The organism is Streptomyces canus (assembly GCF_041435015.1).
Classification (GTDB): domain Bacteria; phylum Actinomycetota; class Actinomycetes; order Streptomycetales; family Streptomycetaceae; genus Streptomyces; species Streptomyces canus_G.
The window spans coordinates 9,468,151-9,487,098 of record NZ_CP107989.1 but is presented as its reverse complement, the minus strand read 5'-3'; the positions used below and the strand labels follow the sequence as shown (position 1 = coordinate 9,487,098).

Annotated in this window: 20 protein-coding genes and 1 pseudogene; 11 read left to right on the top strand and 10 right to left on the bottom strand. The window is 71.2% G+C overall.

Features of this window, described 5'->3' with window-relative positions:
- Positions 1-5: 5 nt before the first annotated feature.
- From OG841_RS43230 to OG841_RS43220, 3 genes are all read left to right on the top strand, one after another.
- Positions 6-1,094 (top strand): glutamate--cysteine ligase 2, encoded by a 1,089-nt coding sequence (locus OG841_RS43230; protein ID WP_328636368.1) that lies wholly within the window; start codon positions 6-8, stop codon positions 1,092-1,094.
- A gap of 170 nt (positions 1,095-1,264) precedes the next feature.
- The gene (locus OG841_RS43225) at positions 1,265-3,160 is read left to right on the top strand and encodes an AMP-dependent synthetase/ligase (RefSeq protein ID WP_365117134.1); all 1,896 of its coding nucleotides are present in this window, start codon (positions 1,265-1,267) and stop codon (positions 3,158-3,160) included.
- A gap of 117 nt (positions 3,161-3,277) precedes the next feature.
- A complete protein-coding gene (locus tag OG841_RS43220; RefSeq protein WP_266553772.1) occupies positions 3,278-3,712 on the top strand; it encodes an ATP-binding protein in 435 nt (144 codons plus the stop codon).
- Between the two features lie 16 nt (positions 3,713-3,728).
- On the opposite strand, the gene OG841_RS43215 is transcribed toward OG841_RS43220, so the two are convergent.
- Positions 3,729-4,088 (bottom strand): PRC-barrel domain containing protein, encoded by a 360-nt coding sequence (locus OG841_RS43215; protein WP_328636370.1) that lies wholly within the window; start codon positions 4,086-4,088, stop codon positions 3,729-3,731.
- A gap of 265 nt (positions 4,089-4,353) precedes the next feature.
- Here OG841_RS43215 and OG841_RS43210 point away from each other — a divergent pair, with 265 nt between their 5' ends.
- Positions 4,354-5,730, top strand: coding sequence for an NAD(P)/FAD-dependent oxidoreductase (locus OG841_RS43210; RefSeq protein WP_365117130.1), 1,377 nt, complete (start codon positions 4,354-4,356; stop codon positions 5,728-5,730).
- Positions 5,731-5,810: 80 nt separating this feature from the next.
- Entirely contained in the window at positions 5,811-8,042 is a 2,232-nt protein-coding gene (locus tag OG841_RS43205; protein WP_328636372.1) for an FUSC family protein, read from the top strand.
- A 10-nt stretch (positions 8,043-8,052) separates the two neighbouring features.
- Here the strand turns inward: OG841_RS43205 and OG841_RS43200 are convergent, their stop codons facing one another.
- From OG841_RS43200 to OG841_RS43180, 5 genes are all read right to left on the bottom strand, one after another.
- A complete protein-coding gene (locus tag OG841_RS43200) occupies positions 8,053-8,487 on the bottom strand; it encodes a hypothetical protein (RefSeq protein WP_266553764.1) in 435 nt (144 codons plus the stop codon).
- 28 nt (positions 8,488-8,515) lie between these two features.
- Positions 8,516-9,349, bottom strand: a complete 834-nt coding sequence (locus OG841_RS43195) for a DUF1206 domain-containing protein (RefSeq protein ID WP_328636373.1) — start codon at positions 9,347-9,349, stop codon at positions 8,516-8,518.
- 56 nt (positions 9,350-9,405) lie between these two features.
- Positions 9,406-9,624: a DUF5133 domain-containing protein gene (locus OG841_RS43190; protein ID WP_328636374.1), complete on the bottom strand. Its 219-nt coding sequence runs from the start codon at positions 9,622-9,624 to the stop codon at positions 9,406-9,408.
- A gap of 20 nt (positions 9,625-9,644) precedes the next feature.
- Complete coding sequence (locus OG841_RS43185) at positions 9,645-10,505, bottom strand: SigB/SigF/SigG family RNA polymerase sigma factor (RefSeq protein ID WP_328636375.1); 861 nt, start codon at positions 10,503-10,505, stop codon at positions 9,645-9,647.
- A 204-nt stretch (positions 10,506-10,709) separates the two neighbouring features.
- Positions 10,710-11,153, bottom strand: a complete 444-nt coding sequence (locus tag OG841_RS43180) for an ATP-binding protein (RefSeq protein WP_328636376.1) — start codon at positions 11,151-11,153, stop codon at positions 10,710-10,712.
- Positions 11,154-11,363: 210 nt separating this feature from the next.
- Between OG841_RS43180 and OG841_RS43175 the strand changes: the two genes are divergently transcribed.
- The 3 genes and pseudogenes from OG841_RS43175 to OG841_RS43165 all read left to right on the top strand — a co-directional run bounded on the left by OG841_RS43175 (position 11,364) and on the right by OG841_RS43165 (position 12,761).
- Positions 11,364-11,573: a hypothetical protein gene (locus tag OG841_RS43175; protein WP_328636377.1), complete on the top strand. Its 210-nt coding sequence runs from the start codon at positions 11,364-11,366 to the stop codon at positions 11,571-11,573.
- Positions 11,574-11,696: 123 nt separating this feature from the next.
- Positions 11,697-12,047, top strand: a pseudogene (locus OG841_RS43170) (ornithine decarboxylase); the annotation flags it as partial.
- 258 nt (positions 12,048-12,305) lie between these two features.
- On the top strand, positions 12,306-12,761 hold the full coding sequence (locus OG841_RS43165; RefSeq protein ID WP_328636378.1) for a cyclic nucleotide-binding domain-containing protein: 456 nt from the start codon (positions 12,306-12,308) through the stop codon (positions 12,759-12,761).
- 191 nt (positions 12,762-12,952) lie between these two features.
- Here OG841_RS43165 and OG841_RS43160 read toward each other — a convergent pair whose 3' ends face one another.
- Together OG841_RS43160 and OG841_RS43155 are read right to left on the bottom strand one after the other, a co-directional pair.
- Positions 12,953-14,251: an MFS transporter gene (locus tag OG841_RS43160; protein WP_328636379.1), complete on the bottom strand. Its 1,299-nt coding sequence runs from the start codon at positions 14,249-14,251 to the stop codon at positions 12,953-12,955.
- A gap of 110 nt (positions 14,252-14,361) precedes the next feature.
- The gene (locus OG841_RS43155) at positions 14,362-14,979 is read right to left on the bottom strand and encodes a LysE/ArgO family amino acid transporter (protein ID WP_326671778.1); all 618 of its coding nucleotides are present in this window, start codon (positions 14,977-14,979) and stop codon (positions 14,362-14,364) included.
- A 69-nt stretch (positions 14,980-15,048) separates the two neighbouring features.
- On the opposite strand from OG841_RS43155, the gene OG841_RS43150 reads away from it, so the two are divergent.
- Positions 15,049-15,939: a LysR family transcriptional regulator ArgP gene (locus tag OG841_RS43150; RefSeq protein WP_328643449.1), complete on the top strand. Its 891-nt coding sequence runs from the start codon at positions 15,049-15,051 to the stop codon at positions 15,937-15,939.
- A gap of 37 nt (positions 15,940-15,976) precedes the next feature.
- On the opposite strand, the gene OG841_RS43145 is transcribed toward OG841_RS43150, so the two are convergent.
- Positions 15,977-16,681: a TetR/AcrR family transcriptional regulator gene (locus OG841_RS43145; protein ID WP_328636380.1), complete on the bottom strand. Its 705-nt coding sequence runs from the start codon at positions 16,679-16,681 to the stop codon at positions 15,977-15,979.
- 107 nt (positions 16,682-16,788) lie between these two features.
- Here OG841_RS43145 and OG841_RS43140 point away from each other — a divergent pair, with 107 nt between their 5' ends.
- Positions 16,789-18,009 (top strand): saccharopine dehydrogenase family protein, encoded by a 1,221-nt coding sequence (locus OG841_RS43140; protein WP_328636381.1) that lies wholly within the window; start codon positions 16,789-16,791, stop codon positions 18,007-18,009.
- Between the two features lie 110 nt (positions 18,010-18,119).
- Entirely contained in the window at positions 18,120-18,374 is a 255-nt protein-coding gene (locus OG841_RS43135) for a WhiB family transcriptional regulator (RefSeq protein WP_057611382.1), read from the top strand.
- A 66-nt stretch (positions 18,375-18,440) separates the two neighbouring features.
- Here OG841_RS43135 and OG841_RS43130 read toward each other — a convergent pair whose 3' ends face one another.
- Positions 18,441-18,890 (bottom strand): DUF6098 family protein, encoded by a 450-nt coding sequence (locus tag OG841_RS43130; RefSeq protein ID WP_328636382.1) that lies wholly within the window; start codon positions 18,888-18,890, stop codon positions 18,441-18,443.
- Positions 18,891-18,948: the final 58 nt, after the last annotated feature.

Genomic DNA, 18,948 nt, shown 5'->3' with positions numbered 1-18,948 from the left:
ATCACGTGCGCACCGTCGGAGTGGAGGAGGAACTCCTCCTGGTCGACCCCGAGACCGGCGAGCCGCAGGCGCTGTCCGCGGCCGTGCTCGCGCGGGCCGCGCAGGACGGGCCGGACCAGGACGTCTTCGAGAAGGAGCTGCACAACCAGATGCTGGAGTTCGCCACTCACCCGCAGTCGGGGATGGACGAGCTCCGCGCCGAGATCGTGCGCTGCCGCAAGGAGGCCGCCCGGCTCGCCGGCGACAGTGGTTGTGCCGTGGCCTCCCTGGCCACCTCGCCGCTGCCCGTCAGCCCCTCGGTCGGCATCGGCCGCCGCTACCAGTGGATGGCGGACCAGTACGGCCTCGCCACCCGCGAGCAGCTCGTCATGGGCTGTCACGTCCATGTGTCCGTGGAATCCGACGAGGAGGCCGTCGCCGTCGTCGACCGGATGCAGCCCTGGCTGTCGGTGCTGACCGCGATGAGCGCCAACTCGCCTTTCTGGCAGGGCAAGGACACCGGCTACGGCAGCTACCGCAGCCGGGTGTGGCAGCGCTGGCCGTCGGCCGGTCCGACCGAGCCCTTCCGCTCGGCGGAGCGCTATCACCGGCGGGTCGCGGACATGGTGGCGACCGGCGTCATCCTGGACGAGGGAATGATCTACTTCGACGCCCGGCTGTCGCGGAACTACCCGACGGTGGAGATCCGGGTCTCGGACGTCTGTCTGCACGCGGACACGGCTGTTCTCCTGGCGACCCTCGCCCGCGGGCTGGTGGAGACGGCCGCGCGCGAGTGGCGGGCGGGCCGGGAGCCGTCGACGCACAGCGTGAGCCTGCTGCGGCTGGCCGCCTGGCGGGCCGCGCGCTCCGGACTGTCCGAGGAGTTGCTCCACCCGGCGACCATGCATCGGATGCCCGCGGAAACGGTGGTGCGGGCCCTGCTGGAGCACGTCGAGGACGCGCTCGCCGACAGCGGTGACCTGGACCGGGCCCGCGAGTCCTGTGCCGAACTGCTGCGGCACGGCAACGGTGCCCGGGTGCAGCGCGAGCTGCTGGAGCGCACCGGGAGCCTGCGGGATGTGGTCACCGAGTGCGTGCGGCTGACGCAGGCGTAGCCGTCACAGGGACCTGATGCGGTCCGAGTGCCCGGATCTCGACCAGATCACGGGTGACCGCTTACTTCCGCATTCCAGGTACCGCCCGCTCACACCTGGGCTAGATTCGAGCACCGCCGATGACCGATCTCGTCGGCTCAGTCACAGCCCGTACACGTCAGGAGCAGCGCATGCGCGACTTCGCCCTCGCTCCCCGGACCATCTCGCGCTCCAGTGGTGGCCTGGCCGACAGCGTTTTCGAGAGGGCGGAGCTCGACCCCACCCTGCCGGTGCTCGCCCGCCGTCCCGAGGGTTCCTCGGGAGGCTGGCAGGAGGTCACGGCCGTGGAGCTGAGGGACGAGGTGGTGGACCTCGCGAAGGGGCTGGTCGCGTCCGGGATCTCGCCCGGCCACCGGGTGGCGATCATGGCGCGCACCCGCTGCGAGTGGACGGTTCTCAGTTATGCGCTGTGGACGGTCGGCGCCGAGGTCGTGCCGATCTATCCGACGTCGTCGCGCGAACAGGTCGAGTGGATCCTGCGGGACACCGGCTGTGTGGCCGTGGTGGTGGAGGACGAGCAGGCGGTGATGACGGTCGGCTCGGTGTGCGCCTCGCTGCCCGGACTCCGCCATGTCTGGCAGTTGGACGCGGACGCCCTGGAAGGGCTGACGGAGCGGGGCCGGATGATCCCGCTCGCCACGGTCGAGTCGCTGCGCCGCATCGTGCTGCCGGACTCCACCGCGGTCGTCACCTACACCTCCGGCACCGCGGGCCGTCCGCTGGGCTGCGCACTCAGTCACCGCGGCCTCGCGAGCCCCGTGGACACGCTGCTCGAGGGCTGGCGCCGGATCACGGCACCGGCGGGACAGCAGCCGTCCGTCCTCGCTTTCCTGCCCTTCTCCCATGTGTACGGCCTCATGATCCAGGGCGTGTGCATCCGCGGCGGTCTGCTCATGGCCCATGAGCCCGACCTGAGCGAGGAGGCGCTGGCCTCCGCCCTGAATTCCTTCCGCCCCACCTACTTCTACGCGGTCCCCTCGGTCTTCGAGAAGATCTACAAGAACTTCCTGCGCGCCTCCCAGCAGGCGGGCCGCGGCGCCCTGTTCGAGCGGGCCGCCGACACGGCACGGGACTTCGCCCTGGCCTGCGAGCGGCAGCGGCTGGGCGAGGGCCCCGGTCCCGGTTTCGACCTGCGGCTCCAGCACGCCCTGTACGAACGGACGGTGTACCGCAGACTGCGGGCAGCGCTGGGCGGCCGGGCCCGGCGTGCCACCTCGGGCGGCTCCACCCTCAACCGTGAGCTCTCCCTGTTCTACGAGGGCATCGGTGTCTACGTCCACGACGGATACGGGCTCACCGAGACCTGCGGCGGAATCACCATGCAGCCGCTGGGCCGCGAGAAGTCCGGGACCGTGGGCCGGCCCCTGCCGGGTGTGGACCTGCGGGTGGCGGACGACGGAGAGATCCTGGTGCGCGGGCCGTCGGTCTTCCAGGGGTATGTCAACGACGAGGCCGCGACACGGGCCGCGCTGTACGGCGGCTGGCTGGCCACCGGGGACCTCGGGCGGCTGGACGCCGACGGCTATCTGACGATCACCGGCCGCAAGAAGGACATCATCGTCACCACCAGCGGCAAGAGCGTGGCCCCGTCCGCTCTGGAACACCGGCTGAGGATGCACCCGCTCATCCACCAGGCCGTGGTGGTGGGTGACAACCGGCCCTGCGTGGGCGCCCTGCTCACCCTGGACCCGGTGTTCCTGGCCCACTGGAGAGGGGTCCTGGTGGCCCAGCAGGACCCCTCGGCGCGGGAGGAGAACGCGCTGCGGGAGGAGATCGGGCGGGCCGTGGCCGCCGCCAACAGCACGGTCTCGCGCTCGGAGTCGATCCGGGTGTTCCGGGTGCTGTCGGAGCCGTTCGACCAGGCCAACGGCCTGCTGACGCCGTCGATGAAGCTGCGCCGGGACGAGATCGTGCGCCGGTACGCGCTGGAGATCGACGCGATGTACCAGGCCCGCTCGCCCGGTGCCCGGCGCACACCGGCAGAGGACGTGCTGAGCTGGGACGACTCGGACAACGTGTTCGGGTGATGCGTCCGAGCCGACATGCCCGAGGACGATTGGGTCGCGTCCCCTCGGGAACACAGCACAATGGCGATGCCAGTGAAAGGACAAAGCCTTGCCGACTCCACGGGGGTGAACTCCGGCATGGCGACCGAGCCGCATTGGGACGAGACACTGACTTCCGAAGCGATTCCGAGCCGTACGACCCGTTTCGCGGGAGAACCGCACTGCGTGACGGGCGCGCGGCTTGCCGCTGAGGAATTCCTCGGCGACCTGGCCGACCGGGTGCCGCCCGCGAGCGCCGAGCACTGGGACGACATCCTGTTGATCGTCACCGAACTCGCCGCCAACGCGGTCCAGTACGCTCCCGGCCCCTTCGCACTCCGTTTGCGCCGGACCTTCGACGGCGTGCACGTGACCCTGCGCGACACCAATCCCACACCGCCCGCGCCCCGCGCCTTCGATCCGCGCAGCGGCGGCGGGGGCGTCGGCTGGCACCTCGTGCACGCCCTGTGCGACCAGGTCAGCGTGGTCACGGACGACCGAGGCAAGGACGTGCACGCCTTTCTGCCGTGGTGACTTCCCCCGGCCCCGGTCAGGCCGTGGCCGCGAGCCTCAGGTAGTAGGCGCCGACCGCCGCAAGGTAATCGCGGTCCCTGGTCTCGCTGTCCGTCCCGAAACGCGGGGCCGCCTTCACCTCCGACCCGGTGCAGGCCAGCGTGATGCGTCGGCCCTGGGTGTCGACGCCGGTGACGACGCCCACCGGTACCAGGACGCTCCTGCCGAAGACCCAGACGCCGGTGTCGACGACGAGGTGTCCCATGCCGTGCGGGGCGGCCTGCCGGTCCACGTGTCCGATCGTGCCGTCGCTCGCGACGACGGTGAAGCCCGTCAGGTCCTGTCCCTCGACGTATCCGCTGTCCGGCGCGTACGACCAGATTCTGTCGGTGGTCACGCTGCTCCTTCCCTCCGTGGCCCTGCACGGCCCGACTCTCCGCTGCGAGCGGGCCCCTAGCACCCAATACCCCTCTGCCGCACACACATTCGGGGGCCGGCACCCGCACAAGCGGTTTCTCGGCGTCCGGTCCGCGCACCTCCTTCACTTTTCTCCCAGTGCACTTTCAGGCCAGGACGGGCATGGTGGTCCTCGACGCATTCGTCGCGCCCGCACGGGCAGACGAAGGGCGTTCGAGGCAGACCGCCTGGAGCCGCAGAAAGGGATGAACACCGTGACACGACCCAGGATCCTGGTGGTTGGCGCCGGCTTCGCCGGTGTCGAATGCGTTCGCCGGCTGGAGCGGAAACTCTCCCCGGACGAAGCCGACGTCACGCTGGTGACGCCGTTCGCCTACCAGCTCTATCTCCCGCTGCTGCCCCAGGTCGCCTCCGGCGTGCTGACGCCCCAGTCGATCGCCGTCTCGCTGCGCCGCAGCAAGAAGTACCGCACCCGGATCATCCCGGGCGGCGCGATCGGCGTGGATCTCAAGTCCAAGGTCTGCGTGATCCGCACCATCACCGACGAGATCATCAACGAGCCGTACGACTACATCGTGTTGGCTCCCGGCAGCATCACCCGCACCTTCGACATCCCCGGGCTCACCGATCACGCCTTCGGCATGAAGAGCCTCGCCGAGGCCGCCTACATCCGCGACCACGTCATCTCCCAGCTCGATCTCGCGGACGCCAGCCAGGACCCGGCCGAGCGCGCGGCCCGGCTGCAGTTCGTGGTCGTCGGCGGCGGATACGCCGGTACCGAGACCGCCGCCTGTCTGCAGAAACTCACCCACGCGGCGGTCAAGCGCTACCCGCGCATCGACCCGTCACTGATCAAGTGGCATCTGATCGACATCGCCCCGAAGCTGATGCCGGAGCTGGGCGACAAGCTGGGACGCAGCGCGCAGGAGATCCTGCGCCGGCGCGGCATCGACGTGTCGCTGGGCGTCTCCATCGAGAAGGCGGGCCCCGAGGAGGTCACCTTCACCGACGGCCGGGTGATCCCCACCCGGACCTTGATCTGGACGGCCGGGGTCGTCGCGAGCCCGCTGATCGCCACGCTCGGCGCCGAGACGATCCGCGGGCGGCTCGCGGTCACCGCCGAGATGACCCTGCCGGGCCAGGACGGCGTCTTCGCGCTCGGCGACTCCGCCGCCGTGCCGGACAAGGCCAAGGACGACGACAGCGCGATCTGCCCGCCCACGGCGCAGCACGCCATGCGCCAGGGCAAGGTGGTCGCCGACAACGTCATCGCGACGCTGCGGGGCCAGGCGCTGAAGCCGTACGTCCACAAGGACCTCGGCCTCGTCGTCGACCTCGGCGGCACGGATGCCGTGTCCAAGCCGCTCGGCATCGAACTGCGCGGCCTGCCCGCCCAGTTCGCGGCCCGCGGCTACCACTGGGCCGCGCTGCGCACCAACGTCGCCAAGGTCCGCGTGGCGACGAACTGGACGCTCAACGCCATCGCGGGCGACGACTTCGTCCGCACCGGCTTCCAGGCCCGCAAGCCCGCCAAGCTGAAGGACTTCGAGTACACCGACGCGTATCTGACGCCGGAACAGGTCCGGAAGCAGGTCGAGGGAGCGCGGGCACTGGACCAGTAGGAGGGGCGCACATCACCGGAGCCACCCCGCCTGCCATGCTGGAACGGATCATGACGTGACACGGGAGTGAGTACGGCGGAGTGAACACAGCGAGGCTGCGCGACCGGGTCGCCGCGTCGGACCCGGGGCTGCTCCGGCTGGCCGCCGGGCTGCGCACGGTGGGGGCGATCGCGCTCACGCTGGTCGTACTCGGTCTGCTGAAGGCCGACGTCCCGCATCTGGTGGCGGGCGCCATCGCGGCGATGGTCGCGACGTTCGCCATCCGGGAGAAGCAGCGCGCCCCGCAGGCCGTGACGCTCGCCCTGGGCCTCCCGGTGGCGCTGGCCTCGATGTCCCTGGGCGCGCTCCTCAGCTCCCGCGTGGTGGCCGGTGACCTCTTCTTCGTCGCGCTGATCTTCTGCGCCGTCTACGGCCGCCGCTTCGGCGACCGGGGCACCGCGCTCGGACTGATCGGCTTCCAGCTCTACTTCGTGTCCCTGTTCGTCGGGGCGACCGTCTCCGGTCTGCCCGAGCTGTACGGCGTCCTCGGCGTCGCCTTCCTGTGCAGCGCGGCGGCACGCTTCCTACTGGTGCCGGAGGCTCCCGCGGGCCTTCTCGAACGCCTGCGGGAGGCTTTCCGGGCCCGGCTGGCCCAGCTGGTCTCCGCACAGCTCCAACTGCTGGACGCCGGGCCCGAGGAGATCGACGAGGCCCTGAAGGACGTCCGGGAGGGGACCGCGCGGCTGCACGAGACCGCGCTGATGATCCAGGGGCGGCTGGAGGAGGGGACCTCCGACGCGGCCGCGGCGCGGCTGGTACAGCGGCGTGTCGCGGACGCCGAGATCGCCGCCGAGCGACTCGGCCTGTTGCTGCTGAGCGCCCGCAGCGCCGGGCGGGCGGACACGCTGACCCTGCATCTGCCGGGCGCGCCGGCCCCGCGAGCGGGCCGGATGGACGGCCGGGACGAGGCGATGGCCCGGGTGCGCCGCGATCTGGAGGCGCTGCGGCTGCTGGTGCTGCGTCCCGTCGCCGCCAGGTCCGGCACGGCACTGTCCCAGGTCCGCAACCGGCTCCTCGGCTACCGCGAGGAGGAGAACCTGCCGCCCGCGCCGCCCGCCGTCCAGGACGTCTTCCGAGGTGTCGGTGAGGCCGCCCGCGCGGTGCTGGGGCTCAGGATCGCCCTGGACGGTCCGCAGGACGAGTCGGACGACTCCCCCGCGACGGCCCGTTCGCGCGAGGAGCTGGACGCCGAGGACGCGGTCATCGACGCCGATGACGAGGACGCCGGGACGCAGGAGGAGCTCAAGGGCCTCGGGCGGCCCACGACGCGGGCCGCGGTACAGGTGGCCGTGGGCTCCTCGCTCGCCATCGTCGGGGGCGAGTTCCTCTCCAGCCAGCGCTGGTACTGGGCGGTGCTGACCTGCTGGATCGTCTTCATGAACACCGCGTCCACGGGCGAGATCCTGGTCAAGGGCTACCGCCGGCTGCTGGGGACCGTCCTCGGCGTGCTGGCCGGGATCGTGCTGGCGGGGGCCGTCGGGCAGCACACCTGGACGGCGTTCGCCCTGGTGCTGGTGCTGGTGTTCGCGATGTTCTACACCGCGCCGCTCTCCTACACGCTGATGTCCTTCTTCGTCACCGCGGCCCTGGGGCTCCTCTACACGCTGCTGCACACCTACAGCCTTTCGGTGCTGGTGTTGCGCGTGGAGGAGACCGCGCTCGGCGCGGCCTGCGGAGTGATAGCGGCGGCGTTCGTCCTGCCGGTGCGCACGGACCGCCGTACGAACGACCTGCTCGTCACCGTCCTGGAGCGGCTCGGCGAGGTCACCGAGGCCGCCGTGGACCAGCTCAGCGGCGGCTCCCCCGTCGAACTGCTCGACCAGGCGCGCGACCTGGACCAGGCGCTGGCCGATCTGCGGGCGGCGACCCAGCCGCTGACGCATCCGATCACACCGCTGCGGGCCCGGCGCGACACGGCCCGCTATGTCGTGGCGCTCCTGGAGACATGTGCGTACCACGCGCGCTCGCTGGCGGCGACGGCCGAACTGCTGTCCACACACCCCTCGATCGCGGCGGATCCCCGGCTGCGCCGAGCCGGCCGGCGGATCGGGGACAACATAGCGGCGATCGCCGCGCATGTCGCCGACGAGCGCTCCACCGACCGGGTCGAGACCGGGCCGAGCATCGCGTCCCTGCTGGACACCGAAGTCCCCGGCACCCCGCGCTTCGGCCGTGTCACCGACCGCGTGCTGCGGCACGTACAGCGTCTGGACGAGACCGTGACGGGTCTGGCCAGGCCGCTTCACGTGCCGGTCACGGCGCCGAAGCGATAGGGCCCGGTGCTCAGAGGTCCGTGGGCAGACCGCTCACCTCGGCGATGCCGCGCAGCTCGTCGTCGAGCCGACGGCGCTCGCGGATGTAGTCGGCGATCTCGCCGAGGCGGACCGGGTCGTCGGCGGTGTCCGCGTCGGTGACCACCCGGATCGGGCTGGTGCCCTCGTCGACATGGAGTTCGATCACCTTGTTGTCCAGTCGGCCGGTCACGGCGGTGGCGATGACCAGGGCGGCCTCGTCGCGGACCACCTGGGGCAGCCCCTCCTGCTGACTGTCCTCCAGCGCGAAGTCCAACGCGGGCAGCTGTTGCTCCTCGATCGCCCGCAGGACCGGGCTGACCACGTCGAGCAGCGTCTCGTAGTCCTCCGAGGCCATGCGGATGCGCAACAGATTCAGGTAGACGTCCACGGGCCTACCGTCGGGCGGAAGCTCGGGTTCGTTCATGTCCCTCGGGTTCCCCGTGTCCCGCCGATCAGACACGTCGCCAGCGGGCCATCGCGAACGAGAACACCCCGAACAGCACCAGCCCCGCCGCGACCAGGACGAGCAGCCACGGTCCGAGGGGTGTCTCGGCGAACGAGCGGAGCGTGTCGTCGAGGCCCTTCGCCTTCTTGGGCTCGTAGTCGACAGCGGCTCGGACGGCGAACGCGCCCGCGGCGGTGAACACCACTCCGCGCGCCGCTCCGCCGCCGACACCCGTCACATCGACCAGCTTCCTGACCCGCGGGCCCATCTGGGCGAGCTTGAGCTTGTCGTGGAAGGACCTGCGCAGCGCCTGTGCGGCGATCCACACACCGGCCACCGCGACGCCGACGCCCGCGGCGCCCACGAGCCATTGCCCCGCGGGCCACTCCAGGGCCCGGGCGGTGATGTCCTTGGACTGTTTGTCGCTCGATCCTCCGCTGCCGGAGCCGGCGGCGAAGGACAGCACGGAATAGGCGACGAACGCGTAGAAAACGCAGCGGGCCCCCGACAGCAGCCGTTTCGTGGCCTTACGTCCGTCAGGACCGACCGAGCCGAACACCACCTCGGACAGCCGCCACAGCGCCATGCCGACGAGCCCGATGCCCAGCGCCCACAGGACGACGGAACCGAACGGTTTGTCGGCGAGGGCGGCGAGGGCGCCACCGCGGTCGGCCTGGCGCCCGCCGTCGCCGAAGGCGATCTGCAGGGCCAGCACCCCGACCAGTAGATAGATCACTCCCCGGGCGGTGAACCCCGCGCGCGCGGCGCCCTCCACTACGGAACCGCGCGCCGCGCGTTTGGCCTCGATCCGGCCGGTCTGTGCCGTGGAACTCGTGGTCATGTCAACCCCCCTCGAAGTCCGGATGCCGTCCTGGCGGGCGGTCACACGGAGTGCGGTCAGTCGGCCAGTCGCGCGCGGTCGGGCATGGCCGCGAGCAGGCGGTGAGCCGTCTCCAGGGCCAGCCGCACGTCCCGCGTGCCGGTGGAAACACAGAGTGTGTAGGCCAGATCCCGGGCCCGCGGGCTCGGCTCGGCCACCTTCGCGGCCTCCTCGGCCCGCAGCGCCTCATACGCGTCGACAAGACGGCGCAGGAACGCGCGGTCGGGTATCAGCATCGGGCTCACTCCTCGTAAGCTCACGCCTCGCCCGACCCGTCGGCGGCCTGCCTCCGCGCCCGGTCCGCCAGCGCCTCGTCGCGCACGCGCGCGCAGCTGCGGCTGATGAGCCGGGAGACGTGCATCTGCGAGATGCCGAGCTGGTCGGCGATACGGCTCTGTGTCATGTCCTCGAAGAAGCGCATGTAGAGAATGGCGCGCTCGCGCTCGGGCAGCCGACGCAGGCCCTCCTTGGCGGATTCGCGGTCGACCACGACGTCGTACGACGTGTCGGGGGCGCCCAGGGTGTCGGCGAGGCTGTAGCCGTCGTCGCCGGCCGAGAGCTCGGCGTCCAGGGACAGCGTGCTGAAGCTTTCGAGGGCCTCCAGGCCGGTGGTGACCTCGTCCTCGGTCAGGCCGGTGTGGGCGGCGAGGTCGGCGGGTGTCGGCTCGGGGGAACCGGGGTTCTGGGTGAGCTCGCGGCGGGCCACCCGCACCTTGTTGCGCAGTTCCTGTACGCGCCGGGGCACCCTGAGGGCCCACATGCGGTCCCGGAAGTGGCGCTTGACCTCGCCGGTGATGGTGGGCACGGCGTAGCTCTCGAAGGCTCCGCGTTCCGGTTCGAACCGGTCGATGGCCTTCACGAGCCCGAGGGCCGCGACCTGGCGCAGGTCCTCCAGCGATTCGCCGCGGTCTCGGAACCGGCCGGCGATGCGGTGGGCCATGGGCAGCCAGGCGGTGACGAGTTCGTCGCGCAGGGCGTCGCGCTCGGGGCCTTGCTCCAGCCCGGCCAGCCGGGCGAAGAGGGCCATGGTGTCGGGGGCGTCGTCGTGCCGCCGCCTGCCGGCGGGGGCGGGGCGGTCCTGGGTGGTGGGACGGCTGGTCGACGTGTCGGTGAGCATGCGGATTCGCTCCTGAAGAACGGGTTCAGGGACTGACCGCGGGAGGAATGCTGCCGGGACCGCCGAAAAGGGGCCCGCAGCAGCCATACAGCTCCCGCTGGCGCGCCTCCGGTCCGAAGCACGAAACTGCGTCTGCCCTGCTGTATGCGGCCCAAACTCCGCTGTCGAAACTCCGTTTCCGGCGGCTTCCACAGAGGTGCCGGATCAGCTCAGGGGCACCACGGCGGTGATGCACTTCCCGCCCGAGGGCAGGTCGGTCACCCGGACGTCGCGGGCCAGGCGGCAGACGATCGGCCAGCCGTGGCCGCCGGGCCGCCACCTGCCCTGCGGATCGACGGGTTCCTTGGCGACCGGCAGCTCGGCGCTGCGGTCGCTGACCGACAGGCACACGCCCCGGCCCTCGACGTCGACGTGGAAGTCGGTGATGCCGCCGCCGTGCAGGATCGCGTTGGTGGTGAGTTCGGAGGCGACGAGCAGCGCGTCCGAGAGGGCCTGCGCATCGCACAAGGTGTGCGTGGTGCGGCAGCGCTCGGACACGGCCCGCTCGACCGCCTGTCGTGCCTCGGCCGGCCGGCACGGCCATGATCGCGCGCGCAGGTGCGCGACGGCGAGTTCGGGGGTGGCTTCGGCCCTGTGCTCCTCGCACATGAGGTGGCTCCTGATCGATGATCGACTGGCTCTTGGGGCGGTGCAGCGGAGGCCGGGCCCGGCTCGACCCACGGACACGGTGCCCCTGTACGGTGCGCTTTCTCCGTGAGCCTCTAGTAAGCGGCTGACCTCTCCGCGCTCGGTCAAACCTCCCCGTTTCGGACGGGACGTTCGGCCATACCGTTCGCGTTCCCGGGGTACGCGGACGGTATGACGGATGTCGTGGACTCAGATGAACTGCTGCGCCGGATCCAGCGCGCCCGGGCCTGTGCGGCGGAGGAGGAGCGGTCCTGGCGGGCGCGGAGCGAGGAGTTGCGGCCCTCCGATCCGGAGGCCGCCGGGGACGCAGCCGTACGCACCCTGGCCTACGAGGCGGTGATCAGGGTGCTGGACGAGGTGCTCAGGCCGGGCAGCCGCTGACCGTCGGGGGTCCGGCACGGGCTGATTGACGGACGTCCGGGTCGGGCACCCGAGCCCCATCCCTGTCGACCACACCCAAGCACCCGTTCTGGAAGCTCTGGCCGACTACCACCGCCGGGGACAAAGTTGCTCGCGGCGCTCAGGGATCTCGCCCGGGCGGCGCCGGAGTTGGGCCCCGCCCCGCGAGTGGAGGTACCGCCGCCGTCCGAGCTGCGGATGGAGCAGGTCAGGCTTCCCCGGGACGCGTTCTTCGGTCCGGCCGAGAACGTGCCGGTCGGCGAGGCCGCCGGGCGGATCGCGGCCGAGATGATCACGCCGTACCCGCCGGGGATCCCGGCCGTGCTGCCCGGTGAGCTGCTGACCGAGCCCGTACTGGCATACCTGCGGACCGAGTTGGCCGCGGGCATGAACCTGCCCGATCCCGCCGACGCGGAGCTGAAGACGATCAGGGTGGTAAACGCGTCCGCCGAGTGAAACCGGTCACGCACCTCGGTTCCCATTGCGCGAAATCGCCATGGATGGTTTACGGTTCATTCATACGTGGTGACGGGGTCGACCTACCGTCCTCCGACACCACCTCTGTCTGCCCTGGCTGGCCTCCCCCGTCCAGCCAGGGCTTTTTCATGCCCTGGCCAGATCCTCACATCCGCCGAGGTGCCCCGGACGGCGGCAGCCGCTGAAATGGGCGTAGGCACAACACCGGAATCCATCGCCGGCGAGGAGCCCCGCGTCATGACCAAAGCGATAAAACTGCTGACCGCACTGCCGCAGCCGCAGCGCCAGAGCCTGATGACGCTCGCCAAGGAGGTCTCCTTCCCCGAGGACTTCCACATCTTCGAGGCGGGCGGTACGGCCGACCGCTTCTGGGTCATCCGCTCCGGAGCCGTCTCGCTGACCCAGCAGGTGACCAGCCGTCACCGGGTCACGGTCGCCGGACTCGGCTCGGGCGACCTGCTCGGCTGGTCCTGGCTGTTCCCGCCGTACCAGTGGGACTTCGGCGCGGAGGCCTTCAGCCCCGTGCGGGCCCACGAGTTCGACGCGGCGGCGGTGCTCCGGCTGTGCGAGGAGGACAAGGAGCTCGGCATGATCCTGGTCCGCAGCGTCGCCGAGATCCTCGCCCACCGGCTGGAGACGACCCGGGGCAAGCTCATGGAGCAGTACGGCACGCACCGGCGGGGTGGTCTCTAGTGCCTCGGCAGGCAACGTTTGCCCGTTGAGGAACGGCCGGTGTGTGCTCCCGGCGTGACGGCCGGAAGTCCTTGTACTGGATGCACTTCGGCTTTCGGCCGGTGCGGCGAGAGGGCCTGCCGGGCATCGCGACGGGGCGAACGTGGTCTGCCGAGGCTCTGGGTCCAGGGCGGCAGGGAGCTCTCCAGGTCTCAGACGCGGTAGCGGCGCAGCGCCGGCACGGTGAAGGCCAGGGTCAGCATGACGGTGACGACCAGAATGCCGCCGCCGGCGACCGCGGGCCGGGCGCCGAAGGCCGAGCCGGCCGTGCCGTGCAGGACGTCGGCGAGGCGGGGGCCGCCCGCGACGACGACGGTGAAGACACCCTGCATACGGCCGCGCATCTCGTCCGTCGCGGCGGAGAGCAGGATCGCCCCGCGGAAGACCATCGAGACCATGTCGGCGACCCCGGCCGCGGCCAGGAACACCACGGCGAGCCACAGACTGCCGCTCAGCCCGAAGCCGGTGATGGCCACGCCCCAGGCGACGACCGCGCCGATGACCATCCAGCCGTGCCGACGGGCCCGCGAGAACGTGCCCGAGACCAGCCCGCCGGCCATCGCGCCGATCGGGATGGCCGCGAACAGCAGGCCCAGCGCGAACCCCTCGCCGTACGGGGCGTAGGTCTCGGAGGCGAGCTGTGGGAACAGGGCCCGGGGCATGCCGAAGACCATGGCGATGATGTCGGCGAGGAAAGACAGCAACAGCACCTTGTGCGCGGAGATGTAGCGGAAGCCCTCGGCGATCTCGCGGACGCCGGCCCGACGCGCCGCGGCGGCCGCGAGCGGCGGCAGGGAGGGCAGCCGGTACACCGCCCACACCGTGACGCACAGCGCCAGGGCGTCGATGAGGTACAGCTCGGGCAGGCCGATCACCGGGATCAGGACACCCGCGAGCAGGGGGCCGACCACCTGACCGGTCTGCATAACGGTGGAACCGAGGGCGTTGGCGGCGGGCAGCTGCGCCTCGGGGACCAGACGGGCGATGGAGGCGTTGCGGGCGGGGGCGTTCAGGCCCCAGAACGCCTGTTGCACCGCGAGCAGGACCATCAGGGCCGCCACCGAGTCGAGCCCGCTGACGGCCTGGAGCCAGAACAGGACCGACGTGACGGCGATTCCGGTGTTGGTGATCAGCAGCAGCTTGCGGCGGTCCATGCTGTCGGCGACGGCGCCGCCCCACAGCGCGAACACGATCAGCGGCAGCAGTCCTGCCATGCTCGCGGCGCCGACCCAGGCCGAGGAGCCGGTGATGTCGTAGATCTGCTTGGGCACCGCGACGGCGGTGAGCTGGCTGCCGACGGCCGTGACGATGGTCGAGCTCCACAGCCGGCGGTAGGCCGGGATGCGCAGCGGGCGGGTGTCCATCGCCCAGCGACGCCAGCCGCGCCGGGGCGGCGGCACCTCGTCCGCGGCCGGTGTCCTGGGTGCGGTGCTGCTCTCGCCGGTGTCCACGCGCTTCCTGGTTGCTCGTTACATCTAACGGATCCAGGGTTCACTATCGCAGCACCGTCCAGAAGCCCGGGACGCGGTATCTCAGCTTGTGGACCCGGCCGTTGATGACGTCACGCTCCGGCCACGAGCGTGGCGCCGAGGGCGACCATCGTGGCGGCGACGAGTCCGTCGAGCACGCGCCATGCGGTCGGCCTGGCGAGGAAGCGGCTGAGCAGCCGAGCCCCGAAGCCGAGGGCCGCGAACCAGCACAGACTGGCGAGCACGGCGCCGAGCCCGAAGGTCCAGCGCAGCGGACCGCGATCGGCGGCCACGGATCCGAGCAGGAACACGGTGTCGAGGTAGACGTGCGGGTTGAGCCAGGTCATCGCCAGACAGGTCAGCACCGCGCGCTTCCGGGAGCCCGTCGCGTCGCCCTCCGCCTTCAGGCCCGACTCCCCCGGCCTGAAGACCCGGCGGGCGGCGAGGGCGCCGTAACAGAGCAGGAATCCGCCCCCGATCCAGCCGACCAGGGTCAGCGCGCCCGGCCAGGCGACCACCACGGCGCCGACACCGCCGACGCCGAGAGCGATGAGGAGGGCGTCGGACAGGGCGCAGATGCCCACGACGGCGAGGACGGCGTCGCGGCGGATGCCCTGACGCAGGACGAAGGCGTTCTGAGCGCCGATGGCGACGATGAGCGAGAGGCCGGTGCCGAAACCGGCGGCAGCGGCGGACAGGGAAGCGGGCATGACGTCGACGGTACGGAGACGATCACCGCAGGTACAGCTAAAGATTCTTACGTATCATTAGCTGTCGTGATGATGACCGAGCTTCCCCTGGATCAGGTGCGGACCCTGCTCGCGGTGGTCGACGAGGGCACGTTCGACGCCGCGGCCGCCGCTCTGCACGTGACCCCCTCGGCGGTGAGTCAGCGGGTGAAGGCGCTGGAGCAGCGCACGGGGCGGGTGCTGCTGGTGCGCACGAAGCCGGTGCGGCCAACCGAGTCGGGCGAGGTGGTGGTGCGGTTCGCCCGCCAGCTGGCCCGGCTGGAGCGGGACGCTCTCACCGAGCTGGGCATGCCGGGCGAGGGGGAGGTGACCCGGGTGTCGGTCGCGGTGAACGCGGACTCCCTGGCGACCTGGTTCCTGGGAGCGCTCACGCGGGTTCCCGAACGGGAGCGGCTGTGTTTCGAACTCCGGCGCGAGGACGAGACCCGTACGGCGGAGCTGCTGCGAGAGGGGCTGGTGATGGCGGCGGTGACGTCTTCGCCCGAGGCCGTGGCGGGATGTTCCGTGCGGGCGCTGGGGCGGATGCGGTATCTCGCCGCGGCGAGTCCCGGGTTCGTGTCGCGGTATCTCGAGAGGTCGTCGCGGGAGCGGCTCGCGGAGGCGCCGGTGGTGACGTTCGACCGCAGTGACGACATCCAGGACGGGTTCCTGCGACAGCTGGGCCTCGGTGGGGCGAGCCGGGTGCGACATGCGGTGCCGGCGTCCGAGGGGTTCGTGGAGGCGGTCGCGCTGGGACTGGGGTGGGGGATGGTTCCCGAGATCCAGGCGGGGGCGTTGCTGCGGGAGGGGCGGCTGATCTCGCTGGCGCCGGATCGGCCGGTCGACGTGCCGTTGTACTGGCAGCAGTGGAAGTTGGACTCGCCCGCACTGGCCGCGGTGGCGGAGGCGGTGGCGGCGGCAGCGTCGGACAGGCTCACATGAAACCGCCGCGCCAAGCCGTCGAGGGACGGCGGATCCGTTAGGGGGCGCTGCCCAGCTCCCTCTCCGCGCTGTCCAGGAGCATGTCCAAGGCCGTCGGATAGGCGCTGGTGACCATGCGGGTGGCCAGAAGGGGTGCCGCCTCCGCGATCCGGGGGTAGCGGTCGCCGGGCAGGTGGGCGTACGTCGAGCGCCACATGGACTCGTCGGCGTCCAGCGCCGCACTCGGCAGGGCCAGCGACGCCGCGTCCAGGGCCGCGAAGGCCAGCGTCTGGTCGATGAAGGCGTGGTAGATCCGCACCGTGTCCGCAAGCGGGAAGCCCGCCCTGCGCAGGACATCCAGGACCGCCTCGTCCGCGGCCAGTTCGTTGGCCCGTCCGGTGACCCTGCTGGTCGTCAGCACGGCGGCCTGGGGATGGGCGACGTACGCGGCGTGGATGCGCAGGCCCACCTCGCGCAGATCGTGCCGCCAGCGCCCCGTCGGCGCCCAGCCCTCCAGCGCCTGCCCGATCAGGGCGTCGCCGATGGCCAGCGTCAGGTCGTCCATGCCGCGGAAGTAGCGGTAGAGCGTGCTCGGGTCGGCGTCCAGGGCCAGGCCCAGGCGGCGGGCGGTGAGGCCGGTGCTGCCGTGTTCGCGGAGCATCCGCAGAGCCGTCTCGACGATGAGCCCCTCGGACAGCACGGTGCCGCTCCTGGTGGGCCGGCGCCGACGGCGCTTGTCCTCGGGGACCACGGGCTTCGGCATGGCGGCTCCTTATGCCAACGCCATTGACCTTAAACGAGCGCACGGCGTTGTATCTCCGCCAGGGCCCCGCACATCTGCGACCTTTGACCCGTAAGGGAGTGTTTGTCATGCGTGTACTGCTCGTGGGCGCCGGGGGCGTCGGCACGGCCATCACCCGGATCGCCGCCCGGCGGCCGTTCTTCGACGTCATGGTCGTCGCCGACTACGACCCGGCCCGCGCCGAGGCCGCGGTGACCGCGCTCGGGGACCGGGCCGACCGGTTCCGCGCCGAGCGCGTGGACGCGAGCGACGCGTCGGCCGTGACCGCCCTGCTGGAGCGGCACGCCTGCGACGTCCTGCTCAACGCCACCGACCCGCGGTTCGTGATGCCCCTGTTCCGGGCGGCGCGCTCCGCCGGAGCGGCCTATGTCGACATGGCGATGTCCCTGTCGCGTCCGCACCCCGAGCGGCCCTACGAGGAATGCGGGGTCAAGCTGGGCGACGAGCAGTTCGCGCAGGCCGAGGAGTGGGAGAAGGCGGGCGCTCTGGCCCTCGTCGGCATGGGTGTGGAGCCGGGTCTCTCGGACGTCTTCGCCCGGCACGCCGCCGATGAGCTCTTCGACGAGATCGAGGAGATCGGTGTCCGCGACGGCGCGGATCTCACCGTCGACGGCTACGACTTCGCCCCATCCTTCAGCATCTGGACCACCATCGAGGAGTGCCTGAACCCTCCCGTGGTCTACGAGGCCGACCGCGGCTGGTTCACGACGGAACCCTTCAGCGAGCCGGAGGTCTTCGACTTCCCCGAGGGGATCGGCCCGGTCGAGTGCGTGAACGTGGAGCACGAGGAGGTGCTGCTCGTCCCCCGCTGGGTCGGCGCCCGCCGGGTCACCTTCAAGTACGGCCTGGGCCGCGAGTTCGTGGAGACGCTGAAGACCCTGCACCTGCTCGGCCTGGACCGCACCGCGCCGGTGACCGTGCCGGGCGCCGCGGGGCCGGTCACGGTCTCGCCCCGGGACGTCGTGGCCGCCTGTCTGCCCGATCCGGCGACGCTGGGCGAGCGGATGCACGGCAAGACCTGTGCGGGTACCTGGGTGAAGGGTGTCAAGGACGGGGCGCCGCGCGAGGTGTACCTCTACCACGTGGTCGACAACCAGTGGTCCATGGCGGAGTACGGCTGTCAGGCGGTCGTGTGGCAGACCGCCGTGAACCCGGTCGTCGCCCTCGAACTCCTCGCCACCGGCGCCTGGTCCGGCGCGGGAGTCCTCGGTCCGGAGGCCTTCCCGGCCCGCCCCTTCCTGGATCTGCTGACCGCCTACGGCTCCCCGTGGGGCCTGCGGGAGCAGTGATGGGGCGCGTCCCACAGGACCCGATTGTTTCACCGCGCATCGACAGGTGACCCGAAAACGAGTAAGGCATGCACGAGGGCACGTACGACTTCGATCGCAGGTGACTATTGATGGACAACTGGCGAACCCATGCCGCGTGCCGCCGCGAGGACCCGGATCTCTTCTTCCCGATCGGCACCACCGGCCCCGCACTGGTCCAGACGGAGCAGGCCAAGTCCGTCTGCCGGCGCTGCCCCGTCCAGGAGCAGTGTCTTCAGTGGGCGCTCGACACCGGCCAGGGCATCGGCGTCTGGGGCGGCACGAGCGAGACGGAACGCCGGGCACTCGCCCGGCGCGCGGCCGCCGCGCGGAGAAGGTCCGGCTGACCGGTTCCGTTCAGCGGGGTCCGACGATCGGGCCCGGTCGACGCCACGTGCGGCGACCGGGCCCGATCAGCGGGCCGTGCGGCGCAGCGGACCCCAGGTGTTCTCCTGCCGGCTCACCTCGGCCCGCGCCTCGTCGATCACCCGGGGGTCGATCCAGCACATCGGCCGCACGTCCGTGACGAGCGGCTCGTTGTCCGGCCCCCGGCCCCGCTCGCGCCCCTGGAGGACCCAGGGGCGTACGTCCGGACCCTTCTCGTGCGGGAGGTGGGAGTAGTCGTACAGGCGGCGGGCCACCCACAGCTGCACGGGCCGGTCCTGCCACCACTCCTCCACGTCGAGCGCGTTCGCCGACAGTCCCGGCAGCGACACGCCGGTGAGTTCGTCGGTGCTGGACGCGCGGGCCAGATCGACCTCGGGGCCACGCGACCAGCGCACGTACAGCTGACCGTGCTGTTCGGTCAGGCTCCCGAGTTCAGCGAGGGTCCGTACCACCGGCAACCCGTCCGGCACGCTCATGTCCCGACCTCCCGCTCCTTCCTCTCCTTTCGCAGGGATACGGGGTACCCGCGCGCCA